Origin of the sequence: Plantactinospora sp. GCM10030261 (assembly GCF_042666615.1) — a bacterium.
GTDB lineage: Bacteria > Actinomycetota > Actinomycetes > Mycobacteriales > Micromonosporaceae > KBS50.
The window spans coordinates 308,542-324,319 of the sequence record NZ_JBHTDD010000001.1 but is presented as its reverse complement, the minus strand read 5'-3'; the positions used below and the strand labels follow the sequence as shown (position 1 = coordinate 324,319).

The 15,778-nt window shown below is 72.3% G+C and carries 15 protein-coding genes and 1 pseudogene; 10 read left to right on the top strand and 6 right to left on the bottom strand.

Annotated elements, in window-relative coordinates; all coding sequences use genetic code 11:
- Positions 1–10: 10 nt before the first annotated feature.
- Together moeZ and ACFQUZ_RS01610 are read left to right on the top strand one after the other, a co-directional pair.
- Positions 11–1,257 (top strand): annotated as a pseudogene (gene moeZ / locus ACFQUZ_RS01615) (adenylyltransferase/sulfurtransferase MoeZ).
- A 121-nt stretch (positions 1,258–1,378) separates the two neighbouring features.
- Positions 1,379–2,191 (top strand): squalene--hopene cyclase, encoded by an 813-nt coding sequence (locus tag ACFQUZ_RS01610; RefSeq protein ID WP_377437479.1) that lies wholly within the window; start codon positions 1,379–1,381, stop codon positions 2,189–2,191.
- 56 nt (positions 2,192–2,247) lie between these two features.
- Here the strand turns inward: ACFQUZ_RS01610 and ACFQUZ_RS01605 are convergent, their stop codons facing one another.
- Complete coding sequence (locus ACFQUZ_RS01605; RefSeq protein ID WP_377436951.1) at positions 2,248–2,685, bottom strand: DUF6069 family protein; 438 nt, start codon at positions 2,683–2,685, stop codon at positions 2,248–2,250.
- A gap of 125 nt (positions 2,686–2,810) precedes the next feature.
- Here ACFQUZ_RS01605 and ACFQUZ_RS01600 point away from each other — a divergent pair, with 125 nt between their 5' ends.
- Complete coding sequence (locus tag ACFQUZ_RS01600) at positions 2,811–3,473, top strand: TetR/AcrR family transcriptional regulator (RefSeq protein ID WP_377436949.1); 663 nt, start codon at positions 2,811–2,813, stop codon at positions 3,471–3,473.
- A gap of 39 nt (positions 3,474–3,512) precedes the next feature.
- Here the strand turns inward: ACFQUZ_RS01600 and proB are convergent, their stop codons facing one another.
- Positions 3,513–4,622, bottom strand: a complete 1,110-nt coding sequence (gene proB, locus ACFQUZ_RS01595; protein WP_377436947.1) for a glutamate 5-kinase — start codon at positions 4,620–4,622, stop codon at positions 3,513–3,515.
- 82 nt (positions 4,623–4,704) lie between these two features.
- On the opposite strand from proB, the gene ACFQUZ_RS01590 reads away from it, so the two are divergent.
- The 3 genes from ACFQUZ_RS01590 to ACFQUZ_RS01580 are packed head-to-tail and all read left to right on the top strand — an operon-like array spanning position 4,705 to position 7,973.
- Positions 4,705–5,016, top strand: a complete 312-nt coding sequence (locus ACFQUZ_RS01590) for an MGMT family protein (RefSeq protein ID WP_377436946.1) — start codon at positions 4,705–4,707, stop codon at positions 5,014–5,016.
- Between the two features lie 58 nt (positions 5,017–5,074).
- The gene (locus ACFQUZ_RS01585) at positions 5,075–6,397 is read left to right on the top strand and encodes an MFS transporter (protein ID WP_377436944.1); all 1,323 of its coding nucleotides are present in this window, start codon (positions 5,075–5,077) and stop codon (positions 6,395–6,397) included.
- Between the two features lie 10 nt (positions 6,398–6,407).
- Positions 6,408–7,973, top strand: coding sequence for a pyridoxal phosphate-dependent decarboxylase family protein (locus tag ACFQUZ_RS01580; protein WP_377436943.1), 1,566 nt, complete (start codon positions 6,408–6,410; stop codon positions 7,971–7,973).
- 233 nt (positions 7,974–8,206) lie between these two features.
- Here the strand turns inward: ACFQUZ_RS01580 and ACFQUZ_RS01575 are convergent, their stop codons facing one another.
- Positions 8,207–9,043, bottom strand: a complete 837-nt coding sequence (locus ACFQUZ_RS01575) for an RNA methyltransferase (RefSeq protein ID WP_377437478.1) — start codon at positions 9,041–9,043, stop codon at positions 8,207–8,209.
- A 69-nt stretch (positions 9,044–9,112) separates the two neighbouring features.
- Between ACFQUZ_RS01575 and ACFQUZ_RS01570 the strand changes: the two genes are divergently transcribed.
- The gene (locus ACFQUZ_RS01570) at positions 9,113–10,006 is read left to right on the top strand and encodes a GNAT family N-acetyltransferase (protein ID WP_377436941.1); all 894 of its coding nucleotides are present in this window, start codon (positions 9,113–9,115) and stop codon (positions 10,004–10,006) included.
- Positions 10,007–10,095: 89 nt separating this feature from the next.
- Here the strand turns inward: ACFQUZ_RS01570 and ACFQUZ_RS01565 are convergent, their stop codons facing one another.
- On the bottom strand, positions 10,096–11,334 hold the full coding sequence (locus ACFQUZ_RS01565) for a hypothetical protein (protein WP_377436940.1): 1,239 nt from the start codon (positions 11,332–11,334) through the stop codon (positions 10,096–10,098).
- The gene (locus ACFQUZ_RS01560; RefSeq protein WP_377437477.1) at positions 11,327–11,890 is read right to left on the bottom strand and encodes a SigE family RNA polymerase sigma factor; all 564 of its coding nucleotides are present in this window, start codon (positions 11,888–11,890) and stop codon (positions 11,327–11,329) included. Before ACFQUZ_RS01560 ends, ACFQUZ_RS01565 begins: the two co-directional genes overlap by 8 nt.
- Before the next feature lie 144 nt (positions 11,891–12,034).
- Here ACFQUZ_RS01560 and ACFQUZ_RS01555 point away from each other — a divergent pair, with 144 nt between their 5' ends.
- Positions 12,035–12,619 (top strand): NADH-quinone oxidoreductase subunit B, encoded by a 585-nt coding sequence (locus ACFQUZ_RS01555; protein ID WP_377436939.1) that lies wholly within the window; start codon positions 12,035–12,037, stop codon positions 12,617–12,619.
- A 92-nt stretch (positions 12,620–12,711) separates the two neighbouring features.
- Here the strand turns inward: ACFQUZ_RS01555 and ACFQUZ_RS01550 are convergent, their stop codons facing one another.
- Entirely contained in the window at positions 12,712–13,755 is a 1,044-nt protein-coding gene (locus tag ACFQUZ_RS01550) for a glucose 1-dehydrogenase (protein WP_377436938.1), read from the bottom strand.
- 129 nt (positions 13,756–13,884) lie between these two features.
- On the opposite strand from ACFQUZ_RS01550, the gene ACFQUZ_RS01545 reads away from it, so the two are divergent.
- Together ACFQUZ_RS01545 and ACFQUZ_RS01540 are read left to right on the top strand one after the other, a co-directional pair.
- Positions 13,885–14,715: an NADH-quinone oxidoreductase subunit C gene (locus ACFQUZ_RS01545; RefSeq protein WP_377436937.1), complete on the top strand. Its 831-nt coding sequence runs from the start codon at positions 13,885–13,887 to the stop codon at positions 14,713–14,715.
- Positions 14,715–15,677, top strand: a complete 963-nt coding sequence (locus ACFQUZ_RS01540; protein WP_377436936.1) for an NADH-quinone oxidoreductase subunit H — start codon at positions 14,715–14,717, stop codon at positions 15,675–15,677. The genes ACFQUZ_RS01545 and ACFQUZ_RS01540 overlap by 1 nt, the downstream gene beginning before the upstream one ends.
- The last annotated feature ends 101 nt before the right edge of the window (positions 15,678–15,778 follow it).

The window sequence follows — 15,778 nt, the reverse complement described above, 5'->3', positions numbered from 1 at the left end:
GTCCCGGCTCATGGCAGCCGGGCGGCGATCCGAGCAACAATGGCGCCGCAGACCGCTGTCGAACGGAGTCCAACCGTGACGCTGCCCCCGCTGGTCGAGCCCGCCGCCGAGCTCACCGTTGACGAGATCCGCCGTTACTCGCGCCACCTGATCATCCCGGATGTCGGGGTCGAGGGGCAGAAACGGCTGAAGAACGCCAGGGTGCTCTGCGTGGGTGCCGGTGGCCTCGGTTCGCCGGCCCTGATGTATCTGGCCGCCGCCGGGGTCGGCACGCTCGGCATCATCGACTTCGACACGGTGGACGAGTCCAACCTCCAGCGTCAGGTGATCCACGGCCAGTCCGATGTCGGGCGGCCGAAGGCCGAGTCCGCGGCGGCGACGATCCGGGAGATCAACCCGTTGGTCGAGGTGGTCATCCACAACACCGCGCTGGATCGGGAGAACGTCCGGGAGATCTTCTCCGGGTACGACCTGATCGTCGACGGCACCGACAACTTCGCCACCCGATACATGGTCAACGACGCGGCGGTGCTGCTCGGTAAGCCGTACGTCTGGGGTTCGATCTACCGGTTCGACGGTCAGGCGTCGGTCTTCTGGGCCGAGCACGGACCCTGCTACCGGTGCCTCTACCCGGAGCCGCCGCCACCCGGCATGGTGCCCTCGTGCGCGGAGGGTGGGGTGCTCGGTGTGCTCTGCGCCTCGATCGGCTCGATCCAGGTCACCGAGGCGATCAAGCTGCTTACCGGTGTCGGGGAGCCGCTGGTCGGCGGCCTCATGGTATACGACGCGCTGGAGATGACGTACCGCAAGATCAAGGTCCGCAAGGATCCGCAGTGCGCGCTGTGCGGGGAGAATCCGACGGTTACCGACCTGCTGGAGGACTACGAGGACTTCTGCGGCGCGGTGTCCACCGAGGCGCAGGAGGCGACGCTCGGCGCCACGATCACGGCCCGGGAACTCAAGGAGTGGCAGGACGCGGGCAAGGACATCTTCCTGGTCGACGTGCGGGAGCCGGCCGAGTACGAAATCGTCCGAATCCCCGGTGCCACGCTGATTCCCAAGGGCGACATCATTTCCGGCGAGGCGTTGGCCCGGCTGCCCCAGGACCGGCAGATCGTGCTGCACTGCAAGTCGGGCGTCCGGTCCGCCGAGGCGCTCGCCGCGATCAAGGCCGCCGGCTTCGGCAACGCGGTCCACGTCCAGGGCGGAGTGCTCTCCTGGATCAAGCAGATCGATCCCTCTCTCCCCGCGTACTGATGCGAGAAGGGGCCCCTTACTAACGCTATGCGTTAACAAGGTGCCCTTTCTTGCGCCAGGGCTGACCGACCTACCGAGGCGTAACAAGCGGCTGACCAGTACGGTGACGTCCGTGATCGACATGGACGCGGCCGTCGGCTTCGTGGTTGCGCACGGCGACCCGGTCGAACGCGCCCGCCTGCACCGATTGATGACCGGCGCGGCCGCGCCGGTGGACATCCTCGATGCCGCCGAGCTCGGTCAGGCCCCCGACGGCGGCTGGCCGGCCACCTGGGCCGGCGCGATCGCCTCGGTCGACGCCACCTGTTTCCGGCTCGCCGAGCTGGACGACCTCGGCGCCCTGTCCCGACCGGCCGCCCGGCACGCACTGGACTGGCTGGCCTCCGCGCAGCGGCAGGACGGCACCTGGGAGGAGGACCCGGCGCTGGCCGAGCAGGCGCCGCCGTGGGCCAGGCCCGGCGATCCGGAGGCGGCCTTCTATCTGACCGCGAACGCGGCGTTCTGGCTCACCGCCGCCGGGCTGGACGCCAGGGCTGCCGGGCCGCTCGACCACCGGGTCGGCGGTGTGTACGCCGGAGTCGTCCACGGCGCCGCGCAGGCCCTCGCGGGCCGGCTCCGACCGGACGGTAGTTGGCCGTCCTTCCTGGTCGCCGGCGGGCTCACGGCGGCCGTGCTCTACCGGAAGCAGTTGTTCTACGAGTCGACCCGGATCGGTCTGGTGCTGGTGGACCGGATCGACGACCTGTCGGCGAGTGAGGTGGCCTGGATCGCCGCGGCGATGCGCCGGCTGGACGTCCCGGTGGACGACCGGTTCCTGATCGCGGCCAGCAGGCGGCTCGCGGACACCCAGCGCAGCGACGGCGGCTGGGACACCGACGAGGGTGAGGGGCTGGCCGTACACACCACCCTGGCGGCGATCCGCGGCTGCCGCTGATCCGGGCGGTTCAGCGGCAGCCGTTTCGCGGGTAGGGATCGGCTGTACCCGCCGAGTCAGGCGGGGGCGGTCGCCATCCGGGACTGCGTGGCATGGCTGCTGGTCCGCAGCAGCGGCGGTACGAGAACAGCGGCGACCGCGATGTGCATCAGGCCCAGCGCCAATCGGGTGCCACCACTCGCCGTCACGGTTAATACCGGAACGAACGAGACAAGCAGCACGATCCCGGCGAGGATGCCCCAGGCGATGGCGGCGTGTCTTGGCGTCAGGCGCTCCAGAACGGCCAGCGAGAGCCAGCCGAGGAGGGCAGCCTGCGCCGCAAAGGCGGCCACGATGCCGGGGCCCACCACCATCGGTGCCGCACCGTCGGGCTGGACCCGCAGGTGCGCGCCGGCGAGCCGCGCGCCGGCCCAGACCAGCAGTGCGGCAAGGATGGCGGCGATGACGGCGGCACCGCGGATCTGTCGACGTCGCATTCCTGCGGAACTGTTCATGGCGATCTCCCTCCAGTAAGTGCAGAGGTTGTGAACTAATATCAGGAAACTACATACGCCATGAAGTTTCGTCAAGGGTATCTTCAGGAGCAGTGAAGCTCCGCCCCCGAGAGCGAGGAGAACGCGTGTCCGCCATCGGCGAGCCCCGTACCGCCCGGAGCCGTCGGACCCGTCAGGCGCTGCTGGACCAGGCCCGGGAGCTGATCGAGACGGAGGGTTTCGCAAGCCTCACGATGGCGGCGGTCGCGGACCGGGCCGGGGTCTCGCACCGCGCCGTCTACCTGCATTTCGCGTCCCGCGGGGAACTGCTCGGCACACTGGTCCGCAGCTTCGGTGAGACCGAGAGGCTCGCCGAGTCACTGGCTGCGGTCTGGGCCGCGCCGGACGCCGAGACCGCGCTCACCGAGTGGGCGCGGCACATCGGGCGGGCTCACCCACGCATCCTCGCGGTCGCCCGTGCACTGGAGCACGACCGCCGTACCGACGCGGACGCGGCCGAGGTCTGGCAGCGAATCATGAGTGGCTGGAGCGCCGGTTCCCGTCGGCTGGCTGACTGGTTGGATCGGGAGGGTCGGCTCGCTCCACCGTGGACCCCTCAGCTCGCCGCTGACATGATCTGGGCGCTGATGTCGTGGGACTTCCTGGAACGACTCACCGTCGACCGGGAATGGTCATCCGGCCAGTTCGGCGACTATTTCGCGCTGCTGGTCGCGCGCACCTTCCTGGACGACGGCCCCGCTTCCGGGTCAGCGGCTCCCGGGTCCGCCGACGCTGCGCCGGCGTGCTGACCGGCGGCCGGTGGGTCCGGAGGGCCCTTCCTTACACAACTACAGCAGGACGAGGTCGTCACGGTGAACGACCTCCCGTTCGTACGCCGGACCGAGCGCGGCCGCGAGTTCCGGAGTTGACCGGCCCAGGAGCCCGGGCAACTCGACCGCGTCGTAGTTGACCAGCCCGCGGGCGACCGGGGCGCCGGTGTCGTCCACCAGGTCGACCGGGTCCCCGGCGGTGAACGCGCCGTCGACGGCGGTGATCCCGGCCGGAAGCAGCGACTTGCGCCGGCGTACCACGGCGTGCACGGCGCCCGGGTCGAGGTGCAACCGGCCGCGCGGCGCGGTGGCGTGGGCGAGCCAGAACAGCCGGGCGGCGGGCCGTTGCCGGACCCGGTGGAACAGGGTGCCCACCGGTTCGCCGGCCAGGGCCTCGGCGGCCAACGGTGCCGAGGTCAGCACCACCGGTATGCCGAACCCGGTGGCGATCCGGGCGGCCTCCACCTTGGTCACCATGCCGCCGGTGCCGACGCCGGCCCGCCCGGCCCTGCCGATCACCACGCCGGCCAGGTCGGCCTCGTCGCGTACCTCGTCGATGCGGCGGGAGTCCGGCCGGTCCGGGTCGCCGGTGTAGAGGGCGTCCACATCGGAGAGCAGGACCAGCAGGTCGGCCTGGACGAGCGCGGCCACAAGCGCGGCCAGCCGGTCGTTGTCGCCGAACCGGATCTCGTCGGTGGCCACGGTGTCGTTCTCGTTGACGATCGGCACCGCTCCGAGATCGAGCAGCTTGCGCAGGGTGCGGTACGCGTTGCGGTAGTGTGCCCGCCGGGTCACGTCGTCGACGGTGAGCAGCACCTGGCCGACCGTCCGGCCGTACCGGGCGAAGCCGTCCGCGTACCGCCCGATCAGCAGACCCTGCCCGACGCTGGCCGCGGCCTGCTGGGTGGCCAGGTCGCGCGGTCGTCGGGGCAGCCCCAGCGGGGCCAGCCCGGCCGCGATGGCGCCGGACGAGACCAGCACCACCTCCCGCCCGTCGCTCAGGGCGCCGGCCAGCGCCGCCACCAACCGGTCGACACGTCCCGCGTCGAGCCCGCCGGTGGCGGTGGTCAGGGAGGACGAGCCGACCTTCACGACGATTCGTCGGGCCGTGGTTACCACATCGCGCACCCGCTCATTCTGCGCTGTACGTCCCGCCGCGCCGGCCGCGGTTCTCATATCCTGGCCGGTCGTGGCGCGGGAAGGTGGGGGGATGACTCCGGAGGAGTACGTCGAGGAGGTGCTCGCCCTGGTGGAGCGGATCCCGCCGGGTCGGGTGATGTCGTACGGGGCGATCGCCGACCACCTCGCGGACCGTTCGGGGCGGGAGTCGGCCCGGCTCGTCGGGTCCATCATGGCTCGGCACGGCGGCGGAGTGCCCTGGCACCGGGTGGTCAACTCCGCCGGCCGGCTGCCTCCCGGCCACGAGCGGGAGGCGCGGGGCCGGCTGCTGGCCGAGGGCGCCCCGCTGCGCGGGGACCGGGTCGACATCCGCCACGCCGCCTGGTCGCCGGGCCAGCCCTGACGGTTCCCTGCCGTGCCACCTGGTCACCGGGAGCAGAACGCGATTAATCTTCGGCTTCATGACCGCATCCCCGGCCCGGGCCGCCGGCCTGCCCCGCACAGTGGTTACCGGGTACGCGGCGGGTTCCCTCGTCACCGGCGCGTTCGGCACCGTGCCGGGGTTGCTGCTGCTGCCGTACCTCACCGACACGCTGGGCGTAGCGGCCGGCGTCGCCGCGCTGCTGGTGTTGTTGCCGAAGGGCTGGGACGTGCTTGTCAATCCGGTGGCCGGCCGGATCTCCGACCGCACCCGGTCGCGCTGGGGCGCCCGCCGCCCGTACGTGCTGGTGGGCGGGCTGGCGTTGGCGGTGCTGTTCGCCGCCATCTTCGCCGGCCCGGCCGGCACCGGGGCGGGCGCCGGCGGCTGGGTGGCGCTGACGTTCCTCGCCGCGGCCACCGCGTTCGCCTTCTTCCAGGTGCCGTACGTGGCGATGCCCGCCGAGTTGACCGACGACTACGCCGAACGTACCCGGCTGATGACCTGGCGGATCGCCGTGCTGGCGGTGGCCATCCTGATCTCCGGTGCGGTGGCGCCGCTGGTGGTGACGGGTGGCGGCGGCGGGCTGCCGGGTCACCGGTGGATGGGACTGTTCGTGGCGGCGCTGATCGTGGTGGGCGTGCTCGGCACGTTCCTCGGCACCGCGAACGCCCCCACCGGTGCCATCCAGCAGAGCGAGCCGAGCCTGCGCGCCCAACTGGCGGTCGCCGCCGGCAACCGACCGTTCCGGGCGCTGCTGATCTGCTTCGTGATCCAGGCCGCCGGGATCGCCACCGTGCTGGCGGGGGTGACCTACTTCGCCCGGCACGTGCTGCGCGATCCGGAGACCGGCCCCACCCTGCTGTTCGCCTGCTTCGTGGCGCCGGCGCTGCTGGTGATGCCGGTGTGGAGCCGGCTCGGCGGCCGGCTGGGCAAGCCGCGCGCGTTCACCGTCGCGTCGGCGCTGTTCGCGGTGGGGGCGCTCGGCCTGGTCGCGGCGCCGGCCCTGCCGGCCGTCGCGGTCTACCTGCTGGTTGCCCTCATCGGCTGCGGGTACGCCGGCCAGCAGGTTTTCGGGCTGGCCATGCTGCCGGACTGCATCGCGTACGACACCAGACGCACCGGGCGGCGGCAGGCGGGTGTGTTCACCGGCCTGTGGACGGCGGGAGAAACGTTCGGCCTGGCCCTCGGCCCGGGCATCTACGGGCTGGTGTTACAGGTTTCCGGCTACGTCCCGTCGATCACCGGCGGGGCCGCCCAGCCCGACTCCGCGCGGCTGGGCGTGCTGCTCGGCTTCACGGTGCTGCCGGCGTTGCTGGTAGGCGGCGCGCTACTGCTCATGCGGAACTACCGCGAACAGGTCTGAGAGGGGCGAGATGACACAGCTAGGTGCGCTGCCGGCCGTGGGGGTGCCGGCGGACCGGGTGCTCGCCGAGATCGGCGCGCTGCGGGCTGGTGACCTGCCCACCCACGGCGGCCGGCTGTTCGCGTACGTCTTCGAGTCGGCGGTGCCCGGCCTGGACGAGCTGGCCAGCTCGGCGTACGCCCTGTCGGCGCACGTGAACGGGCTGGATCCGACCGCCTTCCCGTCCCTGCTGGCGATGGAGAACGCGCTTGTCGGCGCGGCTGCCCGGCTGCTCGGCGCCGGACCGGGAAGCGCTACCCCGGAGGCGGTCGGCACGATCACCAGCGGCGGCACGGAGTCGATCCTGCTGGCCGTGAAGACGGCCCGGGACGCCCGTCCGGAGGTGACCGCGCCCCGGCTGGTGGTGCCGGTGACGGCGCACGCGGCGTTCGCCAAGGCGGCACACTACTTCGGGGTGGCGCTGGACACCGTACCCGTGTCGACGGAAACCCTGCGTCCGGCGCCGGGTGAGGTGGCCGCGGCGATCGGGCCGGACACGGTGCTGGTGGCCTGCTCGGCGCCGTCGTACGCGCACGGTGTCATCGACCCGGTCGCGGAGATCGCGGCGGCGGCAGCGGCGGCCGGGGTGCGCTGCCACGTGGACGCCTGTTTCGGCGGCTGGACCCTGCCGTGGCTGCGCCGGCTGGGGGTGGCGGTGCCGCCGTTCGACTTCGCGGTACCCGGGGTCACGTCGATCTCGGTGGACCTGCACAAGTACGCCTACTGCCCGAAGGGCGTGTCGGTGCTGCTGCACCGGGACGCCGCGCTGCGCGCCCCGCAGTACTTCGCGTACGCCGACTGGCCCGGCTACACGATGATCAACCCGACGGTGCAGTCGACCCGGTCGGGCGGGCCGATCGCCGCCGCGTACGCAACCTTGCGGCACCTTGGCGAGGCCGGTTACCTGGAGCTGGCCCGGCGGACCCTGGGCGCGGTGCGTGACCTGGCCGGCATCGTGACCGGAGTCCCCGGGCTGCGGCTGGTCGCCGAACCGGAGTCGACGGTGGTCTGCTTCACCGCTGCCGAACCGGTGACGGACGCCGGGCCGGCGCTGGACGCCGCCGGGCCGGCGCTTGACGTCTTCGTGCTGGCCGACGAGCTGACCGCCCGCGGCTGGCACACCCAGCCGCAGCTTCGCTACGCCGACCTGCCGCCGAACATCCACCTGACGGTGACCGCCGGCATCGCGCCCCGGGTGGCGGGGTTCGGCGCCGCGCTGCGCGAGGCGGTCGCCGCCGCGCGGGCCGCCGGGCCGGTCCAGCTTCCCGACGAGGTACGCGCAATGGCGGCGAGCCTGACCCCGGAGGCACTGACGCCGGAGCTGGTGGCGGGGCTTGCCGGCACGCTCGGGCTGACCGCTCCGGACGGACCGGCGATTGCTGGTGCTGGTGCCGGTGTGCCGGCGGGGGATGATGTCGGTGCCGGCGTACCGGCCCGGATGGCGGTGGTGAACACCCTGCTCGACGCCGCGCCACCGGCCCTACGGGAGCGGTTGCTGATCGAGTTCGTCGCCCTGCTGCAACGCCCCACCTGGTAGCCGCGGCCGGCGTCCCGCGTGGCGGCGTCGGGTCCCGAGCGCGGCCCTTTGCGCTGCTGTAGTCGACGCAACACCCAACGTCCGATAATCGGACAGCCGGTGTTGCGTCCGCTGCAGCAGCGCAAAGACAGCCGGTCCGACGCCTCCGGCGGCACCGAATCGACGTGCGCGAGCGCCGGGAACTGCTGGCCGCCGCCCCGGCGCTGGAGTCCCGCTGCGGCGCCCCGCGCGGGCTATCGGCCCCGCACCGCCGCGCGGCGGCGCTGGGTGACCGCCTCGTAGAGCATGACAGTGGCGGCCGTCGCGGCGTTCAGTGAACTCGCCGTACCGGTGATCGGGATGCGGACCATCCGGTCGCAGGCGGCCCGCCAGGCGGCGCTCAACCCGTGCGTCTCGTTGCCGATAAGCAGCACCGTCGGGCCGGTCAGGTCGTGCTCGGCCACGTCCCGGTCACCGTGCTCGTCGGTGCCGACGAGTTGCGGGACGATGCCGTCCTCGCGCGGCGCGGCCACCCAGTCGAGCACCTCACGGTGGCTGCCCACCCGGACCGTGGGCACGGCGAACAGCGAGCCGGTGCTGGCCCGCACCGCCTTCGGATCGTAAGGGTCGGCGGCGTGCCCGGTGATGACCACGCCGCCGGCCCCGAACGCGTCGGCGGAGCGGATCAGCGTGCCGATGTTGCCAGGTGTGGTCGGCCGGTCGAAGACCACGACGAGCATGTCCGGCCCGACGGGCAGCCGGTCCAGCCGGTCCGCCGGCAGTCTGGCGACGGCCAGCAGTTCGGGCGTCTCGTCGGCCTTCTCGCCCAGCTCGGCGAGCAGGTCGGCGGCCATGGCGACCCGAGTGGCCGGCACCCGGTCAAGGATCTCGCGGGCCCAGCGGGACGGCGGGCGGTGCTCGGCGTACAGCAAGGTGGAGATCTCCCAGCCGTGCTCGACCGCCATGGTCACCGGTCGAACCCCCTGCACCAGGAACTCGCCGGCCCGCTGCCGCTTGGTGCGGTTGCCCAGCAGCGCCTGCCACTGCTGGAAGGACGCGTTTCGGGCGGTGACCCGCAGGGTCCTGGGCACGATATCCCCTTCTTCCCGGGTTGCCGTCGCGGTCATGATAGGACCCTGATCATTACGGGGAGGACGAACATGATCATTCGGGTGGCCGGGGCGGCGGACGCCGAGGCCCTGGTGGCGTTGCGATCGTCGGTCTATCCGTACCTGGTCCGCGGGGCGGAGTCCACCCGGCGGATGCTGGCCGAGCCGATACCAGGGGAGGACGAGGTCGTCCACGTCGCCGAACTGGACGGTTGGCTGATCGTCGGCGCAGCCGCCGCACGCCGCAACGCCACCAGTTCCACCGGCGACCTCGGTGACATCATGCTGTGTGTGCGCCGGGCGCACCGTCGCCGGGGGGCCGGCACCGCGCTGCTCTACGCGGCCCTCGCACACCTGCGCACCCTCGGCGTCCGCCGAGTCCGGGCGTTCGCGCAACCCGATTCGCTCGACTTCGCCCGCCGGCACGGGTTCACGCCGAGCCGCGAGGTGCGCTACTCCGGCCTGCCGTTAAGCCCGGCCCCGCCCGCGCCGCGACCGCCCGACGGGGTACGGCTGCGGCCGTTGACCGACTGGTCGCCGGCGGAGTTCTTCCCGGCCTACGTGGCGGCGGCCTCGGATGAGCCGGGCGACGAACCGGTGGACGCGATCGGTTTCGACCACTGGCGGGCCGACGTCTGGGACGAGCCGGACACCGATCTGGCGGGAAGCGTGGTGGCCACGGTCGACGGGGTGGTTGCCGCGTTCACGATCGTCCGCCGGGACGGCGACCGGATGTGGTCGGACATGACGGCGACGGTCCCCGCGTATCGGGGTCGCGGGCTGGCCGCGCTGGTGAAGCGGGCGGCGCTGCACCGCGCCGCGGGGCGGGGCGTCACCATGGCGTACACCTCGAATGACGAGGCGAACGCCCCGATGCTGGCGGTAAACGACCGGCTCGGCTATCGACCGGTTGGCGCCCAGTGGTCCTGCCTGCGCGACCTGTAGCGGCCGGCATGACGTGCCGGTCGGGGGGCATCGGCACCCGCCACCGGGTTGCCCATTGCCGCCCGGAGATCACCCGGCGCCGCGGCCGGTCAGCGGATTTCGAAACGTCGGCGGTTGTTCTCCTGCCGAGGGTCGGGCACGCTGTGCAGTGGACTGTACATGTCGTGCACTGTGGCGCTCCCGGTGCCGGGGGCAGGATCGTCGGCGGGGCCGACCACGCCGAGGGTCACGGTGTGTGACTCGCCGGCCGCCAAGGCGCCGAGTCCGCACGACAGCATCGAATATGTGGCCTCCTCGACGACCGTCGGCTGACCGGCGCAGTTCGGCCAGCCGGCACCGTCCGGGCCGAAGCCCACCGGAACGAGCAGGGTGACGGTGGCGTTCCGCGCGTCGGTCCGGCCGGCGTTCCGAACGGTCACCGTGGTGCTTCCCGCGCGGGTCTGCGGATCCCGGGCGGTGAGGACGATGTCGGTGGCACCGGTGACGACAAGATCGTTGAACAGCGGGTTGGGGCCGAAGGCGGTGGGACCGGCGACCTGCGCGAACTGCCGACCTGTCCACCGGTACGTCCGCCACTGCCACTGGACCCACTCGTCCAACTCGTCGTCGAAGGGCCAGAGGTCGCCGATCCGCACCCGGACGGCGCCGGAGGAGCCGGAACCGAGGTCCGCGATCCGGGCGATCTGGTGGCTTTCGGCTTGCCGGGTGGTGTCGGTGCGGACCACCTGGCCGAGCGTCACGATCCGGCCCCTGGTGTCCCGGTCGAAGACCACGACCTGCTGGTACGTCCCGTTGAGCGTATCCAGGCAGTCGATGGTGGTGACGGTTTCCTCGGCCCCGTCGCCGTCCACGTCCGCGTACCGGTGCGCGGTCAGCGGAAGCTGGCCCGCCTGGCCGGTGGCTTTCTCGACGAGCCGGACGTCGGACCGGTCGCACAGGGTCCCGGCTTTGGCGGCCCAGGGCGGCAGGTCCAGTCTTGTCCGGAGCAGGTCGGTCCGGCTGATCCGGCCGTCCGGTGCCGCGGGCGAGGTGGCGGCGGCTGACGGTGACGCGCTGGCGTGCGGGCTCACGGACGGGTCCGGTTGCCCCGACGGCGTGACCACCACGACCGGGTCCGGCGGACGAGGTGCACGATCGAGGGTGGCGTACCCGGCGACCGGACCGACGACCAGGGTCGTCATCGCCGCGACGATGGTGGTGACGATGGCCCGCCGCCGTTTGCGCATCCGGCGACGGACGGCGTCCGGACCGGCGGGGGTGATGTGCGGCAGCGTCGCTGCCCGGAAGGCCGCGAACTCGGCGTCGAGATCGACGGTTGGCTCAGCCACGGTCGCGCTCCTCAGTCTGATCGGTCAGGCGGGTGGCGAGCGTGGTGCGAGCGCGGTGTAGCCACGACTTGACGGTTCCCTCGGCTACGCCCTCCTGACGGGCGATCTCCGCGATCGACATGTCGGCGAGGTGATGGAGGACGACAACTCGGCGCTGCCGGGCAGGCAGGGTGGCGAGGGCGGCGACCAGCGCCACCCGGTCCGGGCCAGGACCGGGCGTATGTTCTTCACGTTGCCGCAGCAGGTAGTTCCGCGCGGTGCGCAGCCGGCGCCAGCGGCTGGCGGCCAGATTCCAGGCCACCCGTCGTACCCACGCGACCGGGTCGTCGAGCGTCACCACCACCGACCAGCGGACGAACGCGCGGCAGAACGCCTCCTGCACCAGATCCTGGGCCTGGCCGAGATCGCCTGTGTACGCGGTCAGCTGCACCACCAGTCCTCGGAAGCTCGCGTGGTAGAACTCGTCGAATGAGATCCCGGGCTGGGCCGGGGGCTCGTCCGACGGCGTCGGCGCAACCTGGCTCGGGGGTGAGTCGGCTGGGCCGCGGTCTGCCATCAAGGTCATGCATCCCTCCCCGTCGATGGTTCAGCCCGGTGGTCGGACGGCGGTAACACGTTTCGGCCGGCGCGTCCGTTGCGCGGTGTCGGGTAGTTGTCCGGTGGGCTAGGGTCGGTTCCGGAGGTACCGAAGGGAGTCGGCGTGCAGTTGCCGCAGGTGCTCGGCGAGCCGATCCGGTTCGTGCTCAACTGGGGCCGGCGATACTCGCTGTGGGTCTTCAACTTCGGGCTGGCCTGCTGCGCCATCGAGTTCATCGCCACCAGCATGGGCCGGCACGACTTCATCCGGCTCGGCGTGATCCCGTTCGCGCACGGTCCGCGCCAGGCCGACCTCATGGTCGTCTCGGGCACCGTCACCGACAAGATGGCGCCGGCGATCAAGCGGTTGTACGACCAGATGCCCGAGCCGAAGTACGTCATCTCGTTCGGTGCCTGCTCCAACTGCGGCGGGCCGTACTGGGACTCGTACTCGGTGACAAAGGGTGTCGACCAGATCATCCCGGTGGACGTCTACGTGCCGGGCTGCCCGCCCCGGCCGGAGGCGCTGCTGCATGGCATCCTCCGGCTCCAGGACAAGATCGCCGCAGAGGGATCGGGGCTGGGCGGGGTGTCCCGGCCCGACCCCCTCGCGTCGCCCGCCGCGGTCGCCGCGCCGCCGTCGACCGATCCGCCGGTCCGGTCGGTCGGCTCGCTGGCGGCGCCGCCGGTGCGCCCGCCCGCGAGCTGACGGCGGGCCCTCGCCCCGGGCCGGTCCGCAGCCGGCGCACAGCTCGTCGCGGAAGGCGATCAGGGCTACGAGCGCTGCCGCGGGCGGGCGGGTCAGCGCTGGAAGTCGAGCACCACCTTGATGTCCGAGGCGGAGTGGGCGTACGCGGAGGCATAGTCCGCGACCGGGACCCGACGCGTGATCAACGAGCCCAGCCAGTCGTGGTCGGCGGTGGCCAGCGCCTCGGCGGCCTGTCCCCAGTGCCGGCGGTTGGCGTTCACCGATCCGATCACCACGTTGTTCTCCAGCACCATGTCCCGGTTGAGGGCCCCGGCGTCGAAGTCGATGGTCCGGCCGCCGCTGGACACCCCGGTGAGGCACACGATGCCGTTCGGGCCAGCCTTGCACATGGCGTCAAGCACGACGCTCGGCGCGCCGGTGCACTCGACCACCACGTCGGGTTCCAGGCCGACCTCGGTGACCGGCACGCTGTGGTACGTCGCCCCGAGCGCGGCGACCAGTCCGGGCTTCGGGCCGTCGGTGACCCGGTCCAGGACGTGCACGTCGAGCCCGCGTTGCGCCGCGAGCAGGGCGGCCAGCAGGCCGATCGGGCCGGCGCCGGTGACCAGCACGGTTCGCGGCTCCCAGGTGGCCCGGGTGCCGACGCGATCAATGTGGTCCCAGGCCTTGGCGACCACGCTCGCGGGTTCCAGCAGCACACCCACCTCGGCGAGGGTGGGGTCCAGCGGGACGGCGTACGCCGGTTCGATGCGCCAGCGGTCCCGGGCAAAGCCGGGCAACCCCTTGATGCCGTGCTCGGTGTACCGGCCGTTGCGGCACATGTCCCACTCGCCGGCGGCGCAGTTCGGGCAGGGCACCGGATCGGGATGCCGGACGATGCCGGCCACCAGATCGCCCGGATGCAGCGTGCCGGTCGCGTCCTCGATCACCCGACCGAGTGATTCGTGACCGATGACCAGCGAGTCCGAGTCGGGCGGCGCCTCGCCGTACTGGCCGTCGATGATCTCCTGGTCGGTGCCGCAGATGCCGACGGCGAGCGCCTCGACGAGCACCGAGCCCTCGTGCGGCGGTGGGTCCGGGAGATCGGCCAGCCGCAGCGAACCGGCGGAGCCGGGGGAAACGGTTATCGCGCGCATGGGCCAACCTTTCCCACCGGTCGGCCCTTCACGCCCGCCACGTACCAATTAGCCAGTCGGGGGTGGCGGAACTCTTCGCACCCTTCCTGCCGGTCGGAATCGGCGCCTGCGGGCCATAGGATCGGTTGCATGACACCGGAGGAGGTCGGCGAACGGCTCACCGCGCTGCTCGGGGAGTCGGCGGCGGAGGACACACCGGTCCGGGCCGGCGTCTCGGGCGGCGGCCAGGCGTACGCGCGGGCCACGGTGGACGTGCCGGTCGGTGCCTGGTCCGCGGCGCTCCGGGCGGCCCGCGAGGACACCGAGCTGTCCTGTGACTACTTCGACTGGTTGTCGGCCGTCGACGAGCTGAACGACGGCTTCGACGTGGTGGCGCACCTGTGGTCGACCCGGCACCGGCACGGGTTGCTGGTGCGGACCCGGGTGCCGCGCGACGCGCCGGAGTTGCCGTCGGTGGTCGAGGTGTATCCGGGCGCGGACTGGCACGAACGGGAGACCCACGAGATGTTCGGCGTCCGGTTCACCGGTCGGGGTGAGCTGTCCCCACTGCTGTTGCCGCCGGAGTTCGAGGGCCATCCGCTGCGCAAGGAGTTCGTGCTGGCCTCCCGGGTGGCCAAACCGTGGCCGGGCGCGAAGGAACCGGGTGAGTCGGAGGCCGGTGGGGCGCGGCGCCAGCCGATGCGACCGCCGGGCGTACCGGCACCGGGTGAGTGGGGTCCGGACGCCCCGCCGGGCACCATCCCGGGCGCGGCCCCGGCTGGCCGGTCGGCCCGCCCCGCCCGGCAACCACGCGCCGATCGCCCGGCCCGTCCGCCGCGTGCGGACCGTCCCGACCGGCCGGCACCGGCGGCGTCCGTGTCGGACCAGCCGGAGCCGCCGGAACGCCGTCCGGCGGCGTCCGTGTCGGACCAGCCGGAGCCGCCCGTCGCACCGCCCGCCGACGGCGTGGAGCGCCCCTGATGCCTGCCTGGTTGGAACTCGTGGTCCGGGTCGTCTGCGTGCTGGCCGCCTTCCTCACCCTGCCGCTGCTGGTGGGCCAGGCCGAGCACAAGGTGATGGCGCACATGCAGGGCAGGCTCGGTCCGATGTACGCGGGCGCCTTCCACGGTTGGGCGCAGCTCATCGCCGATGGTGTCAAGTTCGTCCAGAAGGAGGACGTGGCGCCGCGCGGCGCGGACCGGCCCGTCTTCCGGCTCGCCCCGGCGGTCGCCCTCCTGCCGTACCTGCTGGTGCTGCTGGTCATCCCCCTCGGGCCCGGCGACCTGGTGGCCCAGCCGCTGGACGTCGGGTTGTTCTTCGCGCTCGCCGTCGTCGGCGTCGGGGTGATCTCGCTACTGATGTCAGCGTGGGCGTCGGCCAACAAGTACAGCCTGCTCGGCGGGCTGCGTGGCGCCGCTCAGTTACTCGGCTACGAATTACCGCTGGTGCTGGCCGCGGCCAGCGTGGCGATGGCGGCCGGCACGCTGAGCCTGCCCGGCATCGTCGACGCCTGGGAGCCGTGGTGGTTGTTGTGGCAGGCGCCCGCCATGGTGGTCTTCTTCGTGGCCGGGCTCGCCGAGATCCGCCGGCCGCCGTTCGACATGCCGATCGCCGATTCGGAGCTGGTGGTCGGCTACATGACGGAGTACACCGGCCTCCGGTTCGCCTTCTTCCTGCTTGCCGAGTACGTCGGCATCGTCGTCATCGCGGCGCTGACCACCGTGCTGTTCCTCGGCGGTTGGCGGGGACCGTTCGCCGACGAGCAGCTCGGCTGGCTGTGGACCCTGGTCAAGGTGTTCGCGGTGGCGTTCGTGGTGATCTGGCTGCGGGTGACCTACCCGAGGCTGCGGGAGGACCAGCTGCAGCGGCTCTGCTGGCTGGTGCTGGTGCCGGTGGCCCTCGGCCAGCTCGTCCTCACCGCCGCCGTCCGCCTGGCTCTGTAAGGAAGGGCCCCCTGTTAACGCCTGCGGTAGAGAAAGGGCCCACGCCCCACCCGGCTGGTGCCCGTCGACGAGGTGCGGCGGCTGGTCCGGGCATGGGGCGG

What these genes read in the sequence shown, in the direction of transcription:
- ACFQUZ_RS01545 (WP_377436937.1), top strand. Translation starts at nt 13,885, where the DNA reads ATGACACCGGAGGAGGTCGGCGAACGGCTCACCGCGCTGCTCGGGGAG.
- ACFQUZ_RS01580 (WP_377436943.1), top strand. Translation starts at nt 6,408, where the DNA reads ATGACACAGCTAGGTGCGCTGCCGGCCGTGGGGGTGCCGGCGGACCGG.
- ACFQUZ_RS01560 (WP_377437477.1), bottom strand. Translation starts at nt 11,890, where the DNA reads ATGGCAGACCGCGGCCCAGCCGACTCACCCCCGAGCCAGGTTGCGCCG.
- ACFQUZ_RS01590 (WP_377436946.1), top strand. Translation starts at nt 4,705, where the DNA reads ATGACTCCGGAGGAGTACGTCGAGGAGGTGCTCGCCCTGGTGGAGCGG.
- ACFQUZ_RS01540 (WP_377436936.1), top strand. Translation starts at nt 14,715, where the DNA reads ATGCCTGCCTGGTTGGAACTCGTGGTCCGGGTCGTCTGCGTGCTGGCC.
- ACFQUZ_RS01550 (WP_377436938.1), bottom strand. Translation starts at nt 13,755, where the DNA reads ATGCGCGCGATAACCGTTTCCCCCGGCTCCGCCGGTTCGCTGCGGCTG.
- ACFQUZ_RS01585 (WP_377436944.1), top strand. Translation starts at nt 5,075, where the DNA reads ATGACCGCATCCCCGGCCCGGGCCGCCGGCCTGCCCCGCACAGTGGTT.
- ACFQUZ_RS01570 (WP_377436941.1), top strand. Translation starts at nt 9,113, where the DNA reads ATGATCATTCGGGTGGCCGGGGCGGCGGACGCCGAGGCCCTGGTGGCG.
- ACFQUZ_RS01610 (WP_377437479.1), top strand. Translation starts at nt 1,379, where the DNA reads ATGGACGCGGCCGTCGGCTTCGTGGTTGCGCACGGCGACCCGGTCGAA.
- ACFQUZ_RS01605 (WP_377436951.1), bottom strand. Translation starts at nt 2,685, where the DNA reads ATGAACAGTTCCGCAGGAATGCGACGTCGACAGATCCGCGGTGCCGCC.